This window comes from Leeuwenhoekiella polynyae (assembly GCF_004104075.1).
GTDB classification, from domain to species: domain Bacteria; phylum Bacteroidota; class Bacteroidia; order Flavobacteriales; family Flavobacteriaceae; genus Leeuwenhoekiella; species Leeuwenhoekiella polynyae.
Genome location: NZ_QOVK01000001.1, coordinates 389,269 through 411,473, shown reverse-complemented (window position 1 = coordinate 411,473; position 22,205 = coordinate 389,269). Strand labels below are relative to the sequence as shown.

General features: G+C 39.6%; 19 protein-coding genes. 6 read left to right on the top strand and 13 right to left on the bottom strand.

Features of this window, described 5'->3' with window-relative positions; translation table 11 throughout:
- Positions 1-2 precede the first annotated feature (2 nt).
- The 5 genes from DSM02_RS01735 to hemB all read right to left on the bottom strand — a co-directional run bounded on the left by DSM02_RS01735 (position 3) and on the right by hemB (position 4,839).
- The gene (locus DSM02_RS01735; protein ID WP_128764023.1) at positions 3-1,142 is read right to left on the bottom strand and encodes a serine hydrolase domain-containing protein; all 1,140 of its coding nucleotides are present in this window, start codon (positions 1,140-1,142) and stop codon (positions 3-5) included.
- Positions 1,143-1,193: 51 nt separating this feature from the next.
- On the bottom strand, positions 1,194-1,667 hold the full coding sequence (locus DSM02_RS01730; RefSeq protein WP_128764022.1) for a methylated-DNA--[protein]-cysteine S-methyltransferase: 474 nt from the start codon (positions 1,665-1,667) through the stop codon (positions 1,194-1,196).
- On the bottom strand, positions 1,664-2,842 hold the full coding sequence (locus DSM02_RS01725; RefSeq protein ID WP_128764021.1) for a CNNM domain-containing protein: 1,179 nt from the start codon (positions 2,840-2,842) through the stop codon (positions 1,664-1,666). The genes DSM02_RS01730 and DSM02_RS01725 overlap by 4 nt, the downstream gene beginning before the upstream one ends.
- 495 nt (positions 2,843-3,337) lie before the next feature.
- A complete protein-coding gene (locus DSM02_RS01720; RefSeq protein ID WP_128764020.1) occupies positions 3,338-3,847 on the bottom strand; it encodes a DinB family protein in 510 nt (169 codons plus the stop codon).
- Positions 3,848-3,849: 2 nt separating this feature from the next.
- Positions 3,850-4,839, bottom strand: a complete 990-nt coding sequence (gene hemB, locus DSM02_RS01715) for a porphobilinogen synthase (protein WP_128764019.1) — start codon at positions 4,837-4,839, stop codon at positions 3,850-3,852.
- Between the two features lie 131 nt (positions 4,840-4,970).
- On the opposite strand from hemB, the gene DSM02_RS01710 reads away from it, so the two are divergent.
- Positions 4,971-7,619 carry a DEAD/DEAH box helicase family protein gene (locus tag DSM02_RS01710; RefSeq protein ID WP_240673956.1) on the top strand — a complete coding sequence of 883 codons (2,649 nt, stop codon included), beginning with the start codon at positions 4,971-4,973 and terminating at the stop codon, positions 7,617-7,619.
- Here DSM02_RS01710 and hemF read toward each other — a convergent pair whose 3' ends face one another.
- The 8 genes from hemF to hemA are packed head-to-tail and all read right to left on the bottom strand — an operon-like array spanning position 7,620 to position 14,602.
- Complete coding sequence (gene hemF, locus DSM02_RS01705; RefSeq protein WP_128764018.1) at positions 7,620-8,522, bottom strand: oxygen-dependent coproporphyrinogen oxidase; 903 nt, start codon at positions 8,520-8,522, stop codon at positions 7,620-7,622.
- A gap of 7 nt (positions 8,523-8,529) precedes the next feature.
- Positions 8,530-9,060, bottom strand: coding sequence for a GNAT family N-acetyltransferase (locus tag DSM02_RS01700; RefSeq protein ID WP_128764017.1), 531 nt, complete (start codon positions 9,058-9,060; stop codon positions 8,530-8,532).
- Positions 9,053-9,796, bottom strand: coding sequence for an EI24 domain-containing protein (locus DSM02_RS01695; RefSeq protein WP_128764016.1), 744 nt, complete (start codon positions 9,794-9,796; stop codon positions 9,053-9,055). The genes DSM02_RS01700 and DSM02_RS01695 overlap by 8 nt, the downstream gene beginning before the upstream one ends.
- Entirely contained in the window at positions 9,796-10,284 is a 489-nt protein-coding gene (locus tag DSM02_RS01690; protein WP_164918208.1) for a DUF6973 domain-containing protein, read from the bottom strand. Before DSM02_RS01690 ends, DSM02_RS01695 begins: the two co-directional genes overlap by 1 nt.
- On the bottom strand, positions 10,281-11,312 hold the full coding sequence (gene hemE / locus DSM02_RS01685) for a uroporphyrinogen decarboxylase (protein WP_128764014.1): 1,032 nt from the start codon (positions 11,310-11,312) through the stop codon (positions 10,281-10,283). Before hemE ends, DSM02_RS01690 begins: the two co-directional genes overlap by 4 nt.
- A 4-nt stretch (positions 11,313-11,316) precedes the next feature.
- Positions 11,317-12,369, bottom strand: coding sequence for a DUF559 domain-containing protein (locus DSM02_RS01680; RefSeq protein ID WP_205875053.1), 1,053 nt, complete (start codon positions 12,367-12,369; stop codon positions 11,317-11,319).
- 46 nt (positions 12,370-12,415) lie between these two features.
- Positions 12,416-13,333: a hydroxymethylbilane synthase gene (gene hemC, locus DSM02_RS01670; RefSeq protein ID WP_128764013.1), complete on the bottom strand. Its 918-nt coding sequence runs from the start codon at positions 13,331-13,333 to the stop codon at positions 12,416-12,418.
- A 3-nt stretch (positions 13,334-13,336) separates the two neighbouring features.
- On the bottom strand, positions 13,337-14,602 hold the full coding sequence (hemA, locus tag DSM02_RS01665) for a glutamyl-tRNA reductase (RefSeq protein WP_128764012.1): 1,266 nt from the start codon (positions 14,600-14,602) through the stop codon (positions 13,337-13,339).
- Between the two features lie 191 nt (positions 14,603-14,793).
- Here hemA and DSM02_RS01660 point away from each other — a divergent pair, with 191 nt between their 5' ends.
- From DSM02_RS01660 to DSM02_RS01640, 5 genes are all read left to right on the top strand, one after another.
- A complete protein-coding gene (locus DSM02_RS01660; RefSeq protein WP_128759456.1) occupies positions 14,794-15,681 on the top strand; it encodes a helix-turn-helix domain-containing protein in 888 nt (295 codons plus the stop codon).
- Positions 15,682-15,683: 2 nt separating this feature from the next.
- The gene (locus tag DSM02_RS01655; RefSeq protein WP_128764011.1) at positions 15,684-16,409 is read left to right on the top strand and encodes a ThuA domain-containing protein; all 726 of its coding nucleotides are present in this window, start codon (positions 15,684-15,686) and stop codon (positions 16,407-16,409) included.
- A 100-nt stretch (positions 16,410-16,509) separates the two neighbouring features.
- Positions 16,510-17,550: a ferrochelatase gene (hemH, locus tag DSM02_RS01650; protein ID WP_128764010.1), complete on the top strand. Its 1,041-nt coding sequence runs from the start codon at positions 16,510-16,512 to the stop codon at positions 17,548-17,550.
- Positions 17,551-17,613: 63 nt separating this feature from the next.
- Positions 17,614-18,978: an MATE family efflux transporter gene (locus DSM02_RS01645; protein ID WP_205875051.1), complete on the top strand. Its 1,365-nt coding sequence runs from the start codon at positions 17,614-17,616 to the stop codon at positions 18,976-18,978.
- A 39-nt stretch (positions 18,979-19,017) separates the two neighbouring features.
- Positions 19,018-22,113 (top strand): WD40/YVTN/BNR-like repeat-containing protein, encoded by a 3,096-nt coding sequence (locus DSM02_RS01640; protein WP_128764009.1) that lies wholly within the window; start codon positions 19,018-19,020, stop codon positions 22,111-22,113.
- Positions 22,114-22,205: the final 92 nt, after the last annotated feature.

Here is a 22,205-nt window from a genome sequence, read left to right as displayed (position 1 = left end):
ATTCAATTCATTTTATAGGCTTCTTCAAGATAGCTGTCTAGTTCATCGGGATAAAAAGTTTCATTTACCTTACCGCGACTGTGACCCAATCTTACTACGATTAAATCATCTTCAGGAATTACCATCACATATTGCCCCAGATGGCCGCGCATCATAAAGACCTTTTTGCCTTTAAAATCTTTAAGCCAAAATCCGTATCCGTAGGGCTCCCCTGAGAATCGGGGTGTGATCGATTTGGTGACGAACATAGAGTCTAAAATTTGGGTTCCTTTCCAGTTGCCATAGTCTTTGTAAAGTTTTGCGAGACGGGCAAAATCAAGTGCGTTAGAGGCAATACAACAATAGGCCTTTACGAGACCACCTTCTTCACTATCTAGCTGCCAAAGCGCATCTTCCGGGGAACCCAGAGGTTTCCAAAAACTTTTAGAAAGGTAGTCTGCGAGTTTTTTGCTGGTGGCTTTTTCGAGCACCATTGCTAAAAGTTGTGTGTTGCCGCTGAGGTATTTGTAACAGGTACCTGGTTTTTCTTTCATTCCTAAATTGAGCATTACTGGCTCTAAATCATCGTCAAAATAGGCTCGAGTAGTTACTGAAAACGGACTGTAATACGTCTCGTCCCAATTGAGGCCGCTGGCCATAGAGGCCAGATCACCAACGGTCATTTGAGCTGCTGTTCCTGTGGAATATTCAGAAATAAAATCACCAACCGGCTGATTGAGACTTTTGATGTACCCATCTTTTATGGCCTTGCCCAGCATTGCTGAAACATAACTTTTTGCCATCGAAAACGAATTGCTTCTAGAATTCTGTCCAAAGCCATCATAATAATCTTCAAAAACTAGGCTGTCATTTTTGATCACCACGTAGGCAATAGAACCGTATGTTTTATGAATGTTTCGTAGCGTATCACTGAGTTCATAGGTGTTGTAGTTCTTTGCCTGTGGCCAGGCCTGTGGGTTGCCGGCTTCAATACGCGTATTGTTAAACTTCTTGTAATCTTCAAGGTATGCCGTAGTGTGACCGGTAAAATAGATGGTGCGTACAGCCTTGAGCAGATAGTCATAATCAAAAACATACAATGCAATGATGAGTACGACCAAAAAGCTTATTAAACCAATAAAGAGGCGTTTAAGAAATTTCATAACTTAAAGATACCGAAAAAGGGTTATGATTTTTTAAGGAAATCCGTACTTCTAAAAAAGAGAATGTTGCATTACCGGACTTTCGTGTTCCAGCAACCATTTTTTTCGCCAGATTCCGCCGGCATAGCCGGTCATAGAGCTGTCGCTACCTATTACCCGATGGCACGGAATAATAATGGCGATTGGGTTTTTCCCGTTTGCTGAGGCCGCTGCACGGATGACTTTAGGATCACCCAGATCTTTAGCCATTTGTAGATAGGAAATAGTTTTGCCAAAAGGAATTTGTGCAAGTTGAAGCCAAACACGTTTCTGAAAATCGGTTCCCTGTGGATTCAGTTTCAGGTTGAAGCTTTTGCGTTTTCCATCAAAATAATTGGTTAACTGAAACACTGCTTGTTGTAAAGCAACCGGAATGTTTTCACTTTGCGGAATTTTTTCATCTATAAATTCAACACGTTGCAGTCCCGATTCATCTCCCTGAATTAGGAGTGTTCCCAATGGCGAATCTACAAATGCTTCACTCATGCTGAAGGTTTATCAGAATCGGGCATATCTTCTCGCTTCACGTCGGTATCATGTTGTGGTGAGAGCTTTACGTTAACAGGTGGCGTATTAACTTTTTCTAACGGAATTCCCATACGTTTTGCGCGACGTTCCCAGTTTTTACGCGCTTGTACCTGCATATCTTCAATAGTATCGCTCTCGTCCATTATTTCAAGCCCCAGAAGGGTTTCAATAATGTCTTCCATGGTAACGATACCGATGGTGTTTCCAAATTCGTCAGTTACCAGCGCTAAGTGATCCCTGCTTTTTACGAAGGTGTCAAAAAGTAACGGTATGGGTTGGTCTGAATTTACAATAAGAATATCGCGCTTGATATCGGCAAGTGTTTTTTCGCCGTGCTCTTCTACGATCTCTTCAAGTACATCATCTTTAAGAATGAAACCCGTGATGTTATGCGATTTGTTTTCATAAACCGGGATTCTGGAAAATTTTAGATGCGGATGTTCTTTTTGAAATTCCTTTAAGGTCATGCTCTGATCTTCGGTAACCACAACCGGAAATGGGGTCATGACATCTTTGGCCATAACCGATTTAAAGACGAGTAGGTTTTTAATCACCGTGGTCTCGTTGTCTTCAAACACCCCTTCTTTTTCAGCGGCATCGGTAAGGGCCATAAATTCTTCGCGGCTCATGGTGCTAACGTGCGCTGATTTTCCGACAAGCTTAGTCACTTGCATTAAGATCCAGAGAATACCGGTGTATTTTAATAAAATCAGTATTAAAGAGAGCGTTTTAGCCGTGAAATTCCCCAGAGATTTCCAGTAGGTAGCGCCTATGGTTTTTGGAATAATTTCTGAAAGAACCAGAATGAGCAAGGTCATTATAGTAGAAACAATCGCGACAAAATTTAATCCTAAAATCGAGAAATTCCATCCAGACTCCGTTGCCATTGTACCGGCTTGATCACCCACGAGAATCGCACCTACTGTGTGTGCGATAGTATTGAGCGTTAAAATTGCGATAAGCGGTTTGTCTATATCCTTTTTAAAGTTGGCCAAAGTTTTGGCGTAGGCATGACCTTCTTTGGTTTTAATACGGATAAAACTTGGAGTAACACTCAGTAAAACTGCCTCTAAGATCGAGCAGAGAAAGGAGAAAAATATCGATATAAACGCAAACGCGATGAGTAGAGCCATGGGTTAGTTTGATTTGCGATAAATATACTATAAATCAAAAGGTCTGACCAATGGGTTAAGAAAAGCTTAGTTTATTTTAAAATAAAAAAGCCTTTTCAGGAAGTAGTTTAGCAATCATGATACTTAACAAACACGGCTTCTATTTTTTTACAAATGACAAGGAATGATGAATCTGAATTCTCTTTTAAATAATCAAAGTGATCAATTGGGTCAAAATCTAGCAAAATATAATCTCCTTTCATTTCTAGAAGCCCATCTTTAATGCCATTATTTTTTTTAACCAAAACATATCAATATTTGAAAAAACGATATTACTTAAAATCAAATAAATGGTTTCTTACTTATAACCGTTCAAAAGGTTTGAACAGGTTATGGAAATTTTAATTTCACTGTGCTCTTTACTTGCTTCAACAGAGTTGATCCAGGAATCTGAAAACGAACCGTATTTGTCAATAACATTATTTAACATTAATTAGGACTATGAAATCATTTTAATCACCACCCCGTATACCGAGGTGGCTTAATATCATTTAGGTTTAAATAAACAATGAGTTGCCCGCGATGATGGGTGATATGATCCTGAAGCAAATTAAGAATCTGCAAACGCGATTTTTCACCTGCAAAGAAATCTACAGATTCTTCCAGTTTATTCTCGGGATAGCTTTTTATGGTTTCCTGAATTTGATCAAATGAAGATTCAAGATTGGCAATGATGCGCTTTTTTGGGTTCGCTGAAGTACTCACTTCGGCTTCTTTTTTATCAAAATAAGTAGTGGCCAGCCATTCCATATTCCCGTTTATGTGCTCGAGTTGCTCCGCGAAGCTCATTTCACGCTCGGTAGGTTTGTAATTATACATCGAGTCAGGCATTTGCTCGGCAATAGCGATCAAATAGTTCTTTGAGTTTTGCCATTTTTCAAGCCAGACCTTTTTGTAAAGACTTTCCTGAGCTGAAATATGACTGAAACTCAAAACGGCAATTATTAAGATGAAAAAATTACGCATAACTATGAAATCAATTTAACCACATCTTTTGCAAAATAGCTTGCGATCAGGTCTGCGCCGGCACGTTTAATAGCATAGGTCTGTTCCAGAACTACTGCATCGTGGTCGAGCCAGCCTTTTGCTGCAGCAGCTTTGATCATCGCATATTCACCACTTACCTGATACACAGACACCGGAATGTTTACCGCATTTTTAATATCGCGTACGATATCCAGATAGCATAATCCGGGTTTTACCATCACAATATCAGCGCCTTCTTCGATATCCATCAAGGTTTCTTTGATTGCTTCGTTTCGGTTTGCGTAGTCCATCTGGTAGGTTTTTTTGTCTTTAGGCACGTCTTTTAAATCTACCGGAGCACTGTCTAACGCATCCCGAAACGGACCGTAAAATGCAGAGGCGTATTTAGCAGAATAACTCATTATACCTACATCGTGGTGACCTTCGTCTTCAAGCAGGGTGCGCATTTCAAAAATGCGACCGTCCATCATATCACTGGGAGCGATAAAGTCTGCTCCTGCATTCGCGTGCGAAAGTCCCATTTCTGCAAGCACTGCACTAGAATCATCATTGATGATTTTTCCGCCGCCCACAATACCATCATGGCCAAAAGAAGAGAACGGGTCAAGTGCTACATCAGTCATTACCACCATTTCAGGCTCGACATCTTTAACCGTTTTAATCGCGCGTTGCATCAATCCGTCAGGATTTAAAGCTTCGGTACCCACATTATCTTTAAGTTTATCGTCTACTTTCACAAAAAGCAAAACGCTTTTTAAGCCCATTTTCCAGAGTACTTTTATCTCTTTTGCGAGATTGTCTAAACTCAGGCGGTAATAGCCTGGCATCGATGCGATTTCATCTTTAACCCCTTTTCCTTCAACAACAAAAAGAGGTACGATAAAATCATTGGGTGATATACTGGTCTCACGCACAAGCGAGCGCATAGCTTCAGAGGTACGTAATCTGCGATTTCTTCTTAATGGGAACATAATATTCTGTATTTTACGGGCAAATTTACTCGATAATCGAGACTAAATCTTTCAGAGCTCGAATCGAATTTAAGACAGTTTTACTTTAATGCCTGTATTGGTGTATAACACGGTAAATTTACTATTATATTTTGAGCTTAAAGTCTGATTTTGCTATTACCCGGCACCTCAATTTTATTTTTCCTTGGAGATCGTATCAAGCTAAATTTTTAAAAGAATTTGACACCCATATTAATGATGGTCATCTTCATGTTATTGCTCCTCCAGGCTCAGGAAAAACAGTTTTAGGACTCGAAATGATTCGTAGAATAAACCGAAGAACACTGGTTTTATGCCCTACGCTTACGATTAGAAATCAGTGGAACGATCGCTTGCAAAATTGTTTTCTTAAGGATCGAGATGCTGTTTCGTGCTCCTATAATTTAAAAGAACCAGCAACGCTAACTTTTTCTACGTATCAATCGTTGCATGCTTTCTTTAAAAATGAAATGAATGCTTCTTCAGAGGCTTTAATCAATTTTTTTAAGGAACAAGACCTTACACATATTGTTCTGGATGAAGCGCATCATTTAAAAAATGAATGGTGGGTCCCGCTTTTTGAGCTTAAAAAACTTGAAAACGGTATTTATACGAGTTTAACAGCTACACCTCCGTATGATAGTTCGCCGCGTGAATTGCGCAATTATTTTGATTTGTGCGGACCGGTAGATGTAGAGATTACAGTACCCGAACTCGTAAAAGAAAATAATCTTTGTCCACATCAGGACTATATTCATTTTTCAAAACCCAGCAAGGAGCGTATAAAATACATTCAGGAATACCGGGAACAATTGCATCATTTTGTAACTGCACTTACGCTTGATGAAGCATTTATTAAGATTGTAAAGGACCATTCATTTTACGCAAAAACCAATGAGGTTTTGCCTGATATTTATGAAAACCCGGAGCGTTATTCTGCGATTCTCATATTTCTAAATGCTTCAGGAATACTGATTCCAAAAGAAAAACTAGAAGTTTTAGGCCTTGATGAAAAAGAGCAAGTGCATATTCCTAATTTTTCATATGAGTGGGTTGAAATTTTACTGCAGCATTATCTTATAGATCATCGGGAGCACTATCTTGAAGAAGAGCCTGTACTAATAGCTATAGAAAAGAAGCTTCGGCAAGTAGGAGGTTTAGATCAAAAAAGAGTGAACCTTATTGGGGAGCAGCGTCTTTACAAATCACTTTCACAAAGTACGACCAAGCTCAATAGCATACTCGAGATTACAAAAACAGAATCTGAATCTTTAGGTTCTTCACTAAGAGCGGTAATCTTATCAGATTATATTAGAAAAGAATTTTTAGAACTTAAAAAAAGTCAACTTTCAGATTTAAATAAACTGGGTGTCATCCCAATTTTTCAGCATTTGCGATATAGTGAGATTGCAGAACAAGACCTTGCTGTTTTAACGGGATCACTAATTATTTTACACAGTTCGGTTATTGAAGTATTAAGGCAAAGAACGGCTGACGGCGATCTTACCTGGGAGCAACTTCCTGATTCACCCTATTTAATTATTAAACCGAATTCTGTATCAAAAACAAAATTAATTGGCATTATCACTAGTCTTTTTGAAGATGGTTTTATAAAAATATTAATTGGGACAAAATCATTGCTTGGTGAAGGTTGGGACTGTCCTGCGATAAACACACTTATTCTGGCTTCTTTTGTAGGCTCTTTTGTGATGTCTAATCAAATGCGGGGGCGAGCGATACGTGTTTCTCCAAAGTCACCAGACAAGATCGCATCCATCTGGCATTTGGCGTGTTTAGATCCCACGGCAACAAATGGTGGTGCAGATTATGAATTGCTCCAACGTAGGTTTGAAGCCTTTTGTGGTGTAACCTTAACCGGAAAACCGGTTATTGAAAACGGTAGCGAACGATTGGATCTTGATGTAAATGCTGATCAATTGCCAGAGCTTAATGAGCATATGGTACAGGTGGCTAAAAATCGAAAAAATGTAAAACAACGCTGGGATGAAGCTATTGAATCTGGCTCTATTATGGTCAATGAATTAAAGTTGAATTTCGATGATAATAAGCCGTTTGCAGTAAAGCGAAAAGTAGCCTATAACAGTACTTTGAAATTTGCTTTAGCCGAAATTGTACTCATCCTTACAGTTGTTCTTCCAGAATTATTTTTGAGCTATTTACGTTTATTAATTGCAAAAGGAATCATTCATTTTATTGTAGCTTTAGCAGCTGCAATGGCTGTTACATTAGTACCTAAGCTTTACAGAGCGACAAAACTGTATTTGTATTATGGCAGAATAGATAAAGAAATCGAAGCTATTGCAAAGGTGGTTTTTGATACTATGGTAAGATTGAAACATATAAATACAGCTCCTGATCAGATCAAGTTAGTGATCGAAGAGCCCAAAGCGGGAATATTAAACTGTTTTTTAAAAGGTGCTACAGAAAAAGAAGAGAAGCTTTTTGTGAAGTATTTACAAGAAGTTCTGGCACCTGTAAATAACCCACGGTATATCATCAATCAAACAGACTGGTTAAGAGAAAAATTAGGCTTTTCAAGCTGCTTTACAATTCCTGAAATTTTTGCACAGCGAAAGAAAGAAGCGTCTGTTTTTCATGAGTTTTGGAAACAGTATTTAGGAACTTCAGAATTAATATTCACCAGAAATCTCAAAGGTCGAAAATTACTTCTAAAAGCCCGCTTTAACGAGCTCAAAAAAGATACACACGTTAAGACTAAACAAGCTACTATCTGGAAATAATTAAACCCAATCTCTAGGGTTTTCTAACACTTCAACCAGCTTAGCTTCTTCACTCCCGGGCTCCGGGTGATGGTCGTAACGCCACTGCACATTGGGTGGTAAACTCATCAAAATACTCTCAATCCTTCCGTTTGTTTTGAGCCCAAAGAGTGTTCCTTTATCGTGAACTAAATTGAATTCTACGTAACGGCCACGACGCACTTCTTGCCAGTCGCGCTCTTTTTCGCCGTAAGGCAAATCTTTCCGTTTTTCTAAAATAGGAGCATAGGCATCCAGGAAACTATCGCCCACTTGCGTTACAAAATTATACCAGTCTTGCATAGAGCGCTCGTCTGTTGCTTTGAGATAATCAAAAAACAAACCGCCTAATCCACGCGCTTCACCACGGTGACTGTTGTGAAAATACTCGTCACAGCGCATTTTGTATTGTGGGTAGAATTCCGGGTCGTGCGCATCACAGGCTGTTTTACAAGTTTGGTGAAAATGCACGGCATCTTCTTCAAATAAATAATACGGGGTCAAATCCTGCCCGCCACCAAACCAGGAATCTACGATGTTTCCTTCTTTATCAAGCATTTCAAAATACCGCCAGTTAGCATGCACCGTAGGAGCAAATGGATTTTTAGGGTGAATCACCAAACTCAATCCACAGGCAAAAAAATCAACATCGCCTACGTTAAAATAGTTTTGCATCGCCGGTGCAAGCGGACCGTAAACTTCAGAAATGTTTACGCCACCTTTCTCGATAACCGCACCGTTTTCAAGTACTCGCGTGCGACCGCCCCCTCCTTCTTTGCGTTGCCACAAATCTTCTTTAAAAGTTGCTTCACCGTCAATAGCTTCAAGCTTTGCGGTGATGGTATTTTGTAATTTTTTTATGTAGTTTACAAACTGATCTCTCATTTGTATGTTACTTTTTTAAGACATAAAGCTCCATATCCTGAGCTTTGCCTCGCAGGGGTTTAAATTCTTTTTCTAAGGTGCTGTGCCAGATAAAACCAGATCGTTGAGCAACTTCGATACTTTTTTCATTACTGTTATGTGTAATGATTTTATAGTGGTGTATGTTATGATTTACAAAACCATAATCTGCTACGAGTTCAACGGCTTCTGAGATCCAGCCACGACCTCTAAAGCGTTTTGCCAGACAATAAGCGATTTCGCCTTCGCCTTTATCCAGATCTATTTCTTTTAAGATTACCAAACCGACTAATTCAGGGTGAATGCTGGTAAACAAGCCAAAGTAAAACGACTTCTTTTCTTCAGCAAGCTTGATGATTTGTTCAATCAAAGCTTTAGAAGCTTTAATGGTTTTGGTTTGTTTATAGGTTTCGGGAAAATATTCTTTAAAAGAGTCTTTATTTTCTTTAAAAAGAAAATTCAATGCTTTAGCATCATCGGTTTCTAAAAGCCTCAGTTCATATTGTGGTTCTTCACTCATTGTTTTGTTGTTCTAAAAGTTCAAGCGTTGTTTTGCTTGCGGCAGTAACCGAAATGGGCAAAACCAAAATAATTCCTACAACAGGAATCAATAAAAACAGCATGAAAACAATTCCGTTTCCTATGGCAAATCCGCGATTAGCTTTTACAAAGTTAACGCTTTCACGGTACGGAAAATGGCGTTCTAGTGTATAATCCATATTTCCAAAACCGGCATAATATGCCTGAATGAGAAACAGTAAAGCTGTGGCAATAATACCTACAACGGGAATAAGACTCAACAACAAAAGCGGAATACTTATGAGGAGTTCCCAGGCTAAGTTTCGTAAGTTTATTTTTATCCCGCGAACGAGTTGACCGGCATTTGTCGTATCACGATGTTGATGCACTCCAGGATAAAAATGCGCTTCTATTTTCTCTGAAACCGGACTCATAAATGGCGCAGAAAAAGCCATGATAATGTGTTTGTAAGCAATAAGACCCAGTGCGATAATGATTAGAGCGCCAACTACTGTACTTATAGTTTCTACGGTTTGTGCACCCCATTCCCATACCCAAAGTTGTGCGATAAAATGGCCAATATTACCTGAAAGCCCATAAGCGGTAATACCAATCACAAGAGCCGTAAAAAAACTAATAGCCATAGGCACGGCAAAAAACTTCCATAAACGCAGTTTGCGCATCAGGCTTATAGAATCTTTATAAGCCGAAAGTCCGCTAAAAATAGATTGTATCATTATTCTGAAATATAAACCAAATTTAACGGATGTTGCTTAGTTTCTCCAGTTTGTGTTATTTGAACAGCTTTCTCTGCTTCGGTTTTCAAAAATGCAATCGTATCTGCTTCGGTTGTTGTAACCAGTTCTTTCAACTTTTGAATTCCAAAGTTGTTATTCTGCAAATCCATTGCACGATCTAACTCGTTGTTTACAAATAACTCTTCATGCAAATCGGTAAATTGTTTTGCCCAGCCTTTAGCTTTTTCTAGATTATGGGTTTTCTGATAAACTGCTTTTCCTAATAAAACCGTCCAAAACGCGTGTCTAAATGCATTGGCACGATTGCTTTTATGGTGGGTATCCCCATAAACCTGAGTTGCAACGTGCATCGCTTTTTTTGACGCACGAGCTGTTAAAAATACATAACCGGGATGCGCAATAAAAAGAGAGGCAAGCTTAAAAAGTTGAGCAAGGCTCATTGATTTTAAACGCGCCCGTATGCTCATCGTTCTGCTTTATATTCTTTTACCGCTTCAATAAATGCTCCTGCATTTTCTAACGGAATATTAGGTAAAATACCGTGACCCAGATTTACAATGTATTTGTCTTTACCAAAAGCATCGATCATTTCGGTCACCATGCGTTTGATTTCCGCCGGAGGCGAAAACAAGCGCGTTGGGTCAAAATTACCCTGAAGTGTGATGTTACCACCACTTAAATAACGAGCGTTTCGTGGGCTACACGTCCAATCTACACCTAATGCCGAAGCACCACTTTTTGCCATATCGCCTAAGGCAAACCAGCAACCTTTACCAAAAGCAATTACCGGGATTTCGTCTTTTAAAGCATCAATTATTTGCTGAATATAGTTCCAGCTGAACTCTTGATAATCAACAGGAGAAAGCATGCCACCCCAACTGTCAAAAACCTGAACCGCATTAACACCAGCTTTTACTTTTTCCTTTAAATAAAGAATCGTTGTATCTGTGATTTTCTGAAGTAATGCGTGAGCAGCTTCAGGCTGCGTAAAGCAAAATTCTTTTGCGATATCAAAATTCTTAGAACCTTGACCTTGCACACAATAACATAATATCGTCCACGGGCTACCAGCAAAACCAATCAAAGGAATCTCGTCGTTGAGTTTCTCTTTAGTCATTTTGATCGCATCCATCACATATCCCAAGGTGTCATGGATATCAGGAACAATTACTTGGTCTAATTGCTTCATCGAGCGGATAGGATCTGGTAACCACGGCCCAACTCCGGGTTTCATTTCCACATCAATATTCATCGCCTGTGGAATTACCAAAATGTCACTAAACAAAATCGCAGCATCCATACCATAACGACGGATGGGCTGTACGGTGATCTCACTCGCAAGTTCCGGAGTTTGACAGCGTGTGAAGAAATCGTATTTAGCTTTTATCTCTTGAAATTCGGGTAAGTAGCGACCCGCCTGACGCATCATCCAAACCGGAGGACGCTCAACCGTTTCTCCTTTTAATGCTCTTAAAAATAAATCGTTTTTGATCATAATGTTAGTTTAATGCTTTTACCGCCCTGGCGATCACACTTTCTACAGTGGTAGCGTTAGCAACGGTAAAATGCTCAGTATGTTTTTGTACTTCGTTTGCGGTAGTTTGGCCAATGCAAACAGCAAGCGTATTTTTTAATGTATTTACTGAAGTAAAACTTTCTACTCCAGACGGACTAAAAAACAGAACGGCATCAAATTCTCTGTTGAATGTTTTAGTATTTAATTGAGTCTTATAAGCTATAATCTCTTCAAAACTCACCAGATTTTCAGTCAATTTCTCAGGTAATTCTTTTCTGCGTATAGCACTGCAAAAAAAAGTAAAATGTTCTTTTTGATAGTTTTTTACAATAAAATCACTCAATTCTGATGCATTTTGAGCGGTTTTAATCACATGGAAGCCTTTTTCTTTAAGTAAACCTTCAGTTTTAGAACCTACGCAAAAACAATTTGTTTTTTCTGGAGAAATATGATTTCTCTCTAAAAAAGCATAAACCCCATTTTTACTCGTGAAAATCAGATTTTTTAATTCCTCCGGAAGTTTAAAATCTAAGGGTTCAATCTTTATGGCGTCATATTCCACAACTGAAAATCCTGCTCCAAGAATTAAATTCTTTTGAGAAGGTGTTAGTTTTTTTGTGGAGAGGACTGTTTTTCCCTCACCCCCAGCCCCTCTCCCGACGGAGAGGGGGGCGTTGTTCTTCTTTTTGTAAATTATGCTATATTCATAAATAGACTCTATTACTTCTTTAGGATTTTTGAATACCGTATCATTTGAAAAACGAAGCACTTTATAACCCAATGCTTTCAAATGCAAATCACGTAGTTCATCTTTTTCCTTTTGTTCTGGGAAATTATGATACCCGCCATCAAGTTCAACAACGAGTTCTAATTCATAACAAAAAAAATCAACTATATAGTTTTTTAAAGGATGCTGCCTTCTGAATTTTAATCCGTCTATTCTGCGACCACGAAGCAACCCCCAAAGCTCTTTTTCTGCTTCGGTAAGATCTTGCCTGAGCAAGCGTGCTAACTTTATGTGATTACTTCTTTCCATATTGCTTCCTTCTCCCTGGGGGAGAAGGATCGAGGATGAGGGTTTTTTACAATTCTTTTTTAATCGCTTCCATCAATTCGCGACCTCCATCCTCTAAGATTTTTAGCGCACACAAGGCTCCAAAATTTTCACTTTCAGAAACGGATATGGTCTCTTCAATCTCTAACTTTTGAGTTCCGTCAAGACTAAAAAGCGCTCCATGAAAATAGATGTGTCCCTCTTTTATTTCAGCATAAGCACCTATTGGAGCTGTACAGCCACCTTCTAATTTTCTAAGAAATTCACGTTCTATCCGTGTTGCTAATTCAGCATTCACATCGTTCAGTTGGTTACACGCTTCTTTACAGAATGTGTCATTTTCCATAACGGCGATAACCATCGCACCTTGCGCCGGTGCGGGGATCATCCAATCAAGAATATCGTGATTTTCAGGCTTTAGATTGATGCGTTCTAAACCAGCCTTAGCAAAAATAGCTCCCGCCCATTCGTTATCCGCCACTTTTTGTAGACGGGTATTTACATTTCCGCGTAAATCTACCACGTTATGGTGCGGATATTTATTGAGCCATTGCGCTTTTCGCCGCAGACTTCCGGTTGCAATGGTTACCGGTTCATCAAAAGCTGCAGTGCTTTTGTTGTCTTTAAAAACAAAAATATCTTCTTGAGCAGCACGTGGTAAAACAGCGCCTTGTACAATACCTTTTGGAAGCTGAGTAGGAACGTCTTTCATAGAATGTACAGCAATATCAACCGTCCCGTTGATCATTGCGACATCTAGTGTTTTAGTAAAAATACCAGTGATTCCCAATTCGTAAAGTGGCTTATCTAGAATAAGATCTCCGGTAGATTTTACCGAAACCAATTCGGTTTTATACCCCAGAGCTTGTAATTGATCTTGCACAGTATGTGCCTGCCAAAGCGCTAACTCGCTATCGCGGGTACCTATGCGTATGGTTTTTGCCAAAGCTTAGTGATTTTGAAGTTTGAACACTTTTTGAATAAGATCAAGACTTTCAGTATGTGAAATGTCTTCCGTCTTTAAGTGTTTTGCAAACTGTGTAGTGATTTTTTGAATGATACGCTCGCTGATTATTTCAGCTTGTTCTTCGTTAAAACCGGCTATTTTTCTACGTTGATTGTCTATCTCACCATCTTTAAGATCTACCAGTTTTAATTTTAAAGCCTTAATAGTAGGTGCAAATTGACGCGTGGTCAACCACTCATAAAATTCGTCTTGAATTTCAGTGATTATTGCCTGTGCTTGTGGTAACTGCTTTTTGCGACGGTTAAGCGTATCGTTTGTAATTTTTGAAAGTTGGTCTAGATGAACCAGACTTACACCTTCAACTTCTTCTACATTCTCATTTACATTCTTAGGGATACTCAGGTCTAAAATAAGAAGTGGTTTTTTGAGATATAAAAGCTCTTTAGAAATGGTAGGTTTTTGTGCGCCGGTAGCTACAATCAACACATCTGCTTGTGCGATTTCAGACTGGATGTCTGCATAATCTTTAACGATGAGGTTAAACTTTCCGGCAATTTTTTCCGCTTTATCTTTAGTACGGTTGATGAGCGTGATGTGATCATTTTTGGTGTGTTTAACCAAATTCTCACAGGTGTTACGCCCAATTTTTCCGGTACCGAAAAGCAAAATATTCTTTTCTGAAATAAACGGAACACGTGATAAAATATATTGAACCGAAGCAAAACTTACAGAAGTCGCTCCGCTAGAAATATTGGTTTCATTTTTAATGCGCTTACTCGCCTGGATCACCGCATTTACAAGTCGCTCCATAAATGGGTTGACCAGTTTGAGTTTTTTAGCACGCTTAAACCCATTTTTTAACTGACTAATAATCTCAAAATCTCCTAAAATCTGGCTGTCAAGCCCGGTACCTACTTTAAATAAATGCTCAACGGCTTTCTCATTTTTATAGGAGTACGATACCGCTTCAAATTCTGCGATGGTACCGCGGGTATGCTCACATAATAATTTAATAAGATCTAGAGGTTCTTGAGCAAAACCATACAATTCGGTACGGTTACAAGTAGAAATGATACTCAGCCCTTCAATACCTTCTTCTTGAGCGCGTTTTAAAATTTGCTCTTGAATAGTACTGTCAACACTAAAATGCCCGCGCGTCTCAGCATCTGCTTTTAAATAGCTTAAGCCAATGGCGAAAAAATCACCGGGATAAGCCGGATAAAAATGTCGTTTGCCGTTTGTATTCATAAGTTCGGCTGCAAATGTATTTCGAGTAAACTTTAAAAAGTAACGCTAGAGGTATGATTTTTAACGATGACCGAATAAAATGTCGTTTTTGACTTCAAAAAGCTGAAAATAGGCTAATTTAGTGAGGAATTCTGAATGTGATTCTTCACATTTGTTTAGAATAAATCTAAATAAAATACTTTTTTCTGAGTATGGAAACATTAAAAAATATCGCTGCAGGTTTGTATAGCGAAACCAATATTGAAGAAGGTTTTTTTATACTGAAATTTAATAATGAAACTGCTGAAAAACAGTTAGTAACACGTGAGGTTGACAGCAGCTATATTCAGTTTCATTTTTGTGCAAAAGGTACTTCTGTATTTCAGTTTAATGAAGGTAATTATAAGCTTCCGTTAAGTGAAGAACACTCCTTATTGCTTTACAACCCGCAACGGGATTTACCTATAAATCTTGAAATCGCTCCGGATAGCTGGGTGATTTCAGTATTCATTTCTATTAAAAAATTTCATTCTTTATTTTCTCGTGAAGCCGATTTCATAACTTTTTTAAGCGATGAAAACCGCGATCGTAAATATTATAAAGATGGTGTGATTTCACCTTCAATGGCAATTGTGCTCAACCAATTGATGAACTATAATTTGCATGCTTCCGTTAAAGCGCTTTATTTTAAGGGAAAGGCTTATGAATTGCTCAGTTTGTATTTTAACCGCCCTTCTGAAGCTGATGTGGAACAGTGTCCGTTTTTAGTAGATGAAGATAATGTAGTAAAAATCAAAAGAGCAAAAGATATCATCATTGCACGTATGGCAGAGCCTCCTTCTTTACAAGAACTTGCAGACGAGATCAATCTGAGTTTAAATAAACTGAAAGAAGGTTTTAAGCAGATTTATGGGGATTCGGTATATAGTTTTCTCTTTGATTATAAGATGGAAGTCGCGAGGCAGTTACTTGCTAGCGGTTCACATAATGTAAATGAAGTAGGACTAAAAATAGGCTACAGCACGGCAAGTCATTTTATTGCAGCATTTAAAAAACAATACGGTACCACACCTAAAAAATACATTCAATCTCTTAGCTAATTATGAAAAAAATATTTCTCTTACTTTCTGTCTCGATTTTAATTCTGAGCTGTAACTCAACAAAAAAAAGTGATTTTTTAACAAAGAAAAATGTCCTGGTTTTTACAAAAACCAATGGTTTTAGACACAGTTCTATAGAAACTGGTGTTAAGGCTTTAAAAGAAATAGCTTCTGAAAACCAATGGGCAGTTCAACATTCTGAAGACTCTTTAATCTTTAATTCTGAAAATCTAAAAGACTTCGATTTAGTGATTTTTCTAAATACAACCGGTGATATTCTTGGCGAAGAGCAACAGGTAGCTTTTCAAAACTATATGGAATCAGGCGGAAAATTCTTTGGTGTCCACGCAGCTTCTGATACAGAATATGAATGGCCTTGGTATGGGGAATTTATAGGGGGGTATTTTGTGAGTCATCCAAAAACTCAAAAAGCTCGGGTCGTTAAAAAAGAAAAACACAAAACAGTTGAAGCGTTCCCCGATAGTTTTGAACGTACCGATGAATGGTACAATTTCAAAAACCTGAATCCTGATGTTGAGGTCACGCTTACACTTGATGAGTCTTCTTATGAAGGAGGTAAAAACGGGGTGTACCACCCCCACGCCTGGTATCATAAAGTAGGCGATGGTAAAATGTATTATACAGGCGGCGGTCATACAGAAGAGTCGTATTCAGAACCGCAGTTTAGGCAACATCTTGAGGATGTGATGAAGTGGTTGGTTGAATAATCAAATCAATAGAAAACATCAATACCTGCCCTGACAAGCCTTATAGCTTTTTTGTTTTAACAGGGGTATAAGTTGTAATTTTGAAATTCAAAAAATAAGCATGAAAAAAGGAGTACTTATGGTCAATCTGGGCTCTCCCAATAGCACAGACCCTAAAGACGTAAAAAAATATCTGGGTGAATTCTTGATGGATGAGCGCGTGATTGATGTTCCACTTTGGGCGCGTACGCTGCTTGTAAAAGGCATCATCTTGAATACAAGGCCAAAAAAATCTGCAGAAGCTTATTCAAAAATATGGTGGGATGAAGGTTCGCCTTTAATTGTGTTAAGTGAAAGACTTCAGGCAAAGGTTTCCGATAAAGTAGATGTTCCTGTTGCTTTGGCAATGCGTTATGGAACTCCATCTTTAAGAGAAGGTCTTGAAGAACTCAATGCAAAAGGAGTAGATGAGGTTTTGATTCTTCCGTTATATCCGCAATTTGCGATGGCAACTACCGAAACTATTTTGGTTTTAGCTGAAGAGTTGCGCAAAGAGCATTTTCCGCATATGCGTTTTTCAGATATCCCGGCATTTTACAACAAACCTGAATATATAGAAGTACTTTCCCGAAGCATTCAGGAAAAGATTAAAGATCTCGATTTTGAAAAATTGGTTTTTAGTTATCATGGGGTTCCTGAGCGTCACATTAGAAAAAGTGATGTTACAAAAAGCCACTGTAAAATAGATGGCAGCTGCTGCCAGACACCATCACAAGCACACCAGTTTTGTTACCGGCATCAGTGTTATGATACAACCAGACAGGTTGCAGAAAAGTTAGGTTTAGAAAAAGATAAATATTTTACTTCGTTTCAATCGCGTTTAGGTTTTGACCCTTGGTTGCAGCCTTATACAGATCGTACCATAGAGCGTTTTGGTAAAGAAGGAATCAAAAAAATAGCGATCGTTACACCGGCATTTGTAAGTGATTGCCTCGAGACGCTAGAAGAAATCGCGATGGAAGGGGAAGAGATCTTTCACGAGATGGGCGGTAAAGAATTCACGACAATCCCGTGTTTGAATGACCGGGATGATTGGGCGCACGTAATTGCCACCTGGATCAACGATTGGGCGCTCGTAGAAGCCTCAAAAGCTATAGCATAATTTAATTCCCGCGGAGGCGGGAATCTCTTGATTAGGCTGAAATCTTTCTAAATAGAATACAAATTGCTCAAACCAAATAAATCTGAAGCTTTAGGTAATGAGTCTATCAGTTCTCTATTGATTAAGCAGGCTTTGCCGGCATCAATAGGTATTCTGGTAATGTCACTTAATATCTTGGTAGACACCATCTTTGTGGGTAATTGGATTGGCAGTATTGCCATTGCTGCAATAAACGTAGTGCTTCCGGTTTCATTTTTTATTGCGGCTTTGGGTATGGCAATTGGCATTGGTGGTTCTTCTATTATTTCCAGGGCTTTGGGAGCAAATGATAAGGCAAAGGCTTTAAAAACTTTTGGCAATCAAATCACAATTACGTTATTGCTAACGGTGAGTATGGTGGTTTTAGGGTTGGTTTTTATAAATCAATTGATTCCTGCTTTTGGAGGAAAAGGAGACATCTTTGAGCCGGCTAAAATTTATTATAGAATTGTGTTGTATGGCGTACCGGTACTGGCATTTTGTATGATGGGCAATAACGTGATTCGAGCAGAAGGAAAACCTAAGTTTGCGATGATTGCGATGATCATTCCGTCGCTGGGGAATTTAATTCTAGACTACTTGCTTATCAACGTTCTCGATATGGGGATGGCAGGAGCTGCCTGGGCAACTACGGCTTCGTATATCTGTTGTTTTTTCTATGTGCTTTGGTATTTTTTGAGTGACAATTCAGAATTGAAAATTGACATCAGTCATTTTGGTCTTGATCTTCCCATTCTCAAAGAAATGTCTGCCTTGGGTTTTGTAACTCTTGCGCGTCAGGCGGTGGTGAGCATTACTTATTTATTGATGAATAACATTCTTTTTGAATTGGGTGGGGAAGCTTCGGTAACCGTTTATGCGATAATTGGACGAATGTTGATGTTTGCCCTGTTTCCGGTTCTGGGTGTAACACAAGGTTTTTTACCGATTGCCGGGTACAATTATGGAGCACAAAATTATTCACGCGTTCGCGAAAGCATCAAACTTGCCATTACCTATGCTTGTGGGGTGGCTTTGGTCATTTTTGCGTTGATCATGATTTTTCCCGAAAGTATAGTTTCGGTATTTACGCAAGACGAAGCGGTTTTACGTGACACGCCTTGGGCCATGCGCTGGGTGTTTGCCGCGATTCCGATTATCGGGATTCAGTTGATAGGGTCAGCTTATTATCAGGCGATAGGTAAAGCGACACCGGCTTTATTATTAACCTTGACCAGACAGGGTTTTTTCTTCATTCCGCTGGTGCTTATACTTCCCAATTATTTTGGAGAATTAGGCGTATGGATCTCTTTTCCGCTGGCAGATACGCTATCTACACTCGTTACAGGATACTTTTTATGGCGAGAAACCCGGCTAAAACTAGAAACGGGTACTATAGAAAAGAATTGATTGATTAACTTAGTTAGCTACTAACTAAGTTTTTTAAGTATGCAAAAATTTTTACTTCGTTTATTTTTTTCAGTTTTAGTCTTTTCAACTTATTCAGGTTTTGGTCAGGATGTTGACGAGTCTCTTTATGAAGCATTAGAATACCGTTTGGTGGGTCCGTTTCGTGGCGGTCGTAGCGCAGCAGTAACCGGAGTTCCCGGTAAACCCAATCTGTTTTACTTTGGCGCAACCGGCGGCGGGGTTTGGCGTACCAAAGACGGTGGGCGCTCCTGGGAAAATATTTCAGACGGCTTTTTTGGTGGAAGTATCGGCTCGGTAGCCGTGGCACCCAGCGATCATAATATTATGTATGTGGGTGGTGGAGAAAATACGCTGCGCGGAAATGTTTCTTCCGGCTACGGCATGTGGAAAACCACAGATGCCGGTAAAACCTGGGAACAGGCAGGCTTGCCTAAAAGCAGGCACATTTCAAAAATTGTGATTCACCCTGATAATCCCGATGTGGTATATGCGGCAGTTTTAGGTGATATCTACAAACCCACCGAAGAACGTGGTGTTTACAAAACTACAGACGGCGGTAAAAGCTGGAATAAAGTGCTGTTTTCTAATGAAGATTCGGGTGCGGTTGACCTTACTTTTGATCCCAATAATTCACGCGTTTTATATGCTTCAACCTGGCACAGCCGAAGAACACCATACAGTTTTATAAGCGGAGGTGAAGGTTCAGCTTTATGGAAATCTACAGACAGCGGTAACACCTGGAAAGAAATATCAAAAAATGAAGGTTTTCCTAGTGATACTTTAGGAATTATTGGTGTTGCCGTTTCGCCTGTAAATTCTGAGCGGGTTTTCGCAATGGTTGAAAATAAAGACAAAGGCGGACTCTACCGCAGTGAAGATGCCGGTGCCACCTGGAAACTCATTAACGACGACCGAAACTTACGCCAGCGTGCCTGGTATTACACCAAAGTCTATGCAGATACCGAAGATGAAGATGTGGTTTATGTGCTTAATGTAAGCTATCATAAAAGTACAGACGGCGGTAAAACTTTCGAAAGCAACAACGCCCCACACGGCGATCACCACGATTTATGGATTGCTCCCGAGGATCCTATGCGTATGATTATGGGCGATGACGGTGGTGCGCAGATTACCTATGATGGAGGCGAAACCTGGAGCACCTATCACAACCAGCCTACCGCACAATTTTATCGGGTAACAACAGACAACCAGTTTCCATATCGTATTTATGCCGCGCAACAGGATAATTCTACTGTTCGCATTCCGCATCGCACCGATGGATATAGCATAAGTGAAGAAGACTGGGAAAGCACCGCCGGTGGTGAGAGTGCTCATATCGCGGTAGATCCGGAAAATCCGGATATTGTTTACGGCGGTAGCTACGACGGCTTTTTAACCCGCGTGAATCACGAGAACAACAGCGTGCGCTCGGTTTCGGTATGGCCCGATAATCCGATGGGGCACGGTGCCGAAGATATGAAGTACCGTTTTCAATGGAATTTTCCCATTATGTTTTCCAGACACAACCCTGATGTGTTGTACACCTTCAGTAATCACGTGCACAAAACCACCAATGAAGGTCAAAGCTGGGAGGTCATCAGTCCCGATTTAACGACTGACGATAAATCAAAACAAGGTTCTTCTGGTGGGCCAATCACACAAGACAATACTTCCGTAGAATATTATTGCACCATTTTCGCAGCAAATGAGAGTCCGTTGAAAGAAGGATTGCTGTGGACGGGTAGTGACGACGGATTGGTTTATGTAAGCCGTGACGGAGGTAAAAACTGGGAAAATGTAACTCCAAAAGGAATGCCCGAATGGATGATGATCAACAGCATAGAACCGAGTTATTTTGATGAAGGAACCTGCTACATTGCCGGAACAAAATATAAAACAGGAGATTTTGCTCCGTATTTATACAAGACTACAGACTACGGAAAAAGCTGGAAAAAAATCACCAACGGGATCGCTCCCGAGCATTTTACCCGCGTGGTTCGCGAAGATCCGGATCAGGAAGGTTTGCTATATGCCGGTACCGAAACCGGAATGTACATTTCCTTTGATGCAGGAGCCAACTGGAGGCCTTTTCAGCTAAACCTGCCTATCGTTTCCATTACCGATTTAGCATTGAAAAATAACAACCTTATCGTCGCGACTCAGGGGCGTAGTTTGTATATCATAGATGATTTGAGTGTGTTGCATCAGGCTTCAGCGATGAATGATGCAGATGCCGTGCATTTGTATAAACCCAAAGACACGTATAGAATGGATGGAGGTAGTCACAACTCTAATTCCGTAGGAACGAATCATCCCAGTGGCGTGATGACTTATTTTTATTTGCCAAAATACAATGCTGAAAAAGACAGTATATCGCTAACCTATTTTGATGCTAAAAATGATACGATCAAATCCTACAGCACTAAAAGTGAAGAAGATAAATTAGAAGTAAAAGAAGGCGCTAACCAGTTCAATTGGGATATGACTTATGAAGGAGCAGAGCGCCTTCCCGGAATGATTTTATGGTGGGCCAGCACACAAGGACCTAAACAAATTCCCGGAAATTATACGGTTAAACTCAATGTGAACGGAACGGATTATTCACAGCCATATACGGTTTTGGCAGATCCGCGATCTGAAGCTTCTGTAGCAGATATGCAGGCGCAATTCGATTTTATAGACGATGTAAATGCAACGGTAGATCACGCGCACAAAAGCATCAAAAAGATCAGAAATATTACCGGACAGTTGAGTGCTTTTGAAAAGCAATACAAAACCAATCCGGATACCGAAGAACTGCGCGAAAAGTCAAAAAAGCTGCGTGAAGATCTGGAAGAAGTTGAAAAAGCCTTGTATCAAACTAAAAACCGAAGCGGTCAGGATCCCTTGAATTTCCCAATAAAACTCACTAACAAATTAGCACATTTAAATGCACTGGTGGGAATGGGAGATTTTGCTCCTACAGATCAAGATGTAGCGGTAAAAGACGAGCTAACAGCAAAAATAGATTCAGAATTAAACAGGTTTGACAAGTTGGTTAGCGATGAGGTTGCTGCATTCAACAAAGAATTTAACGCGATGCAGCTCAACTACCTTTTTATTCAAAAGGACTAGTCCTTTTGAAGCTTCCCTCCTTTTCAAAGGAGGGGAAACAATTTCGCAGAAATTGAGGGGTGGTTTTAATACTACTGCAGTTGTTTTAGCAC

What these genes read in the sequence shown, in the direction of transcription:
- DSM02_RS01700 (WP_128764017.1), bottom strand. Translation starts at nt 9,060, where the DNA reads ATGAGTGAAGAACCACAATATGAACTGAGGCTTTTAGAAACCGATGAT.
- hemH (WP_128764010.1), top strand. Translation starts at nt 16,510, where the DNA reads ATGAAAAAAGGAGTACTTATGGTCAATCTGGGCTCTCCCAATAGCACA.
- DSM02_RS01730 (WP_128764022.1), bottom strand. Translation starts at nt 1,667, where the DNA reads ATGAGTGAAGCATTTGTAGATTCGCCATTGGGAACACTCCTAATTCAG.
- DSM02_RS01640 (WP_128764009.1), top strand. Translation starts at nt 19,018, where the DNA reads ATGCAAAAATTTTTACTTCGTTTATTTTTTTCAGTTTTAGTCTTTTCA.
- DSM02_RS01735 (WP_128764023.1), bottom strand. Translation starts at nt 1,142, where the DNA reads ATGAAATTTCTTAAACGCCTCTTTATTGGTTTAATAAGCTTTTTGGTC.
- DSM02_RS01655 (WP_128764011.1), top strand. Translation starts at nt 15,684, where the DNA reads ATGAAAAAAATATTTCTCTTACTTTCTGTCTCGATTTTAATTCTGAGC.
- DSM02_RS01680 (WP_205875053.1), bottom strand. Translation starts at nt 12,369, where the DNA reads ATGGAAAGAAGTAATCACATAAAGTTAGCACGCTTGCTCAGGCAAGAT.
- DSM02_RS01660 (WP_128759456.1), top strand. Translation starts at nt 14,794, where the DNA reads ATGGAAACATTAAAAAATATCGCTGCAGGTTTGTATAGCGAAACCAAT.
- hemA (WP_128764012.1), bottom strand. Translation starts at nt 14,602, where the DNA reads ATGAATACAAACGGCAAACGACATTTTTATCCGGCTTATCCCGGTGAT.
- hemF (WP_128764018.1), bottom strand. Translation starts at nt 8,522, where the DNA reads ATGAGAGATCAGTTTGTAAACTACATAAAAAAATTACAAAATACCATC.
- hemB (WP_128764019.1), bottom strand. Translation starts at nt 4,839, where the DNA reads ATGTTCCCATTAAGAAGAAATCGCAGATTACGTACCTCTGAAGCTATG.
- DSM02_RS01725 (WP_128764021.1), bottom strand. Translation starts at nt 2,842, where the DNA reads ATGGCTCTACTCATCGCGTTTGCGTTTATATCGATATTTTTCTCCTTT.
- hemE (WP_128764014.1), bottom strand. Translation starts at nt 11,312, where the DNA reads ATGATCAAAAACGATTTATTTTTAAGAGCATTAAAAGGAGAAACGGTT.
- DSM02_RS01690 (WP_164918208.1), bottom strand. Translation starts at nt 10,284, where the DNA reads ATGAGCATACGGGCGCGTTTAAAATCAATGAGCCTTGCTCAACTTTTT.
- DSM02_RS01695 (WP_128764016.1), bottom strand. Translation starts at nt 9,796, where the DNA reads ATGATACAATCTATTTTTAGCGGACTTTCGGCTTATAAAGATTCTATA.
- DSM02_RS01720 (WP_128764020.1), bottom strand. Translation starts at nt 3,847, where the DNA reads ATGCGTAATTTTTTCATCTTAATAATTGCCGTTTTGAGTTTCAGTCAT.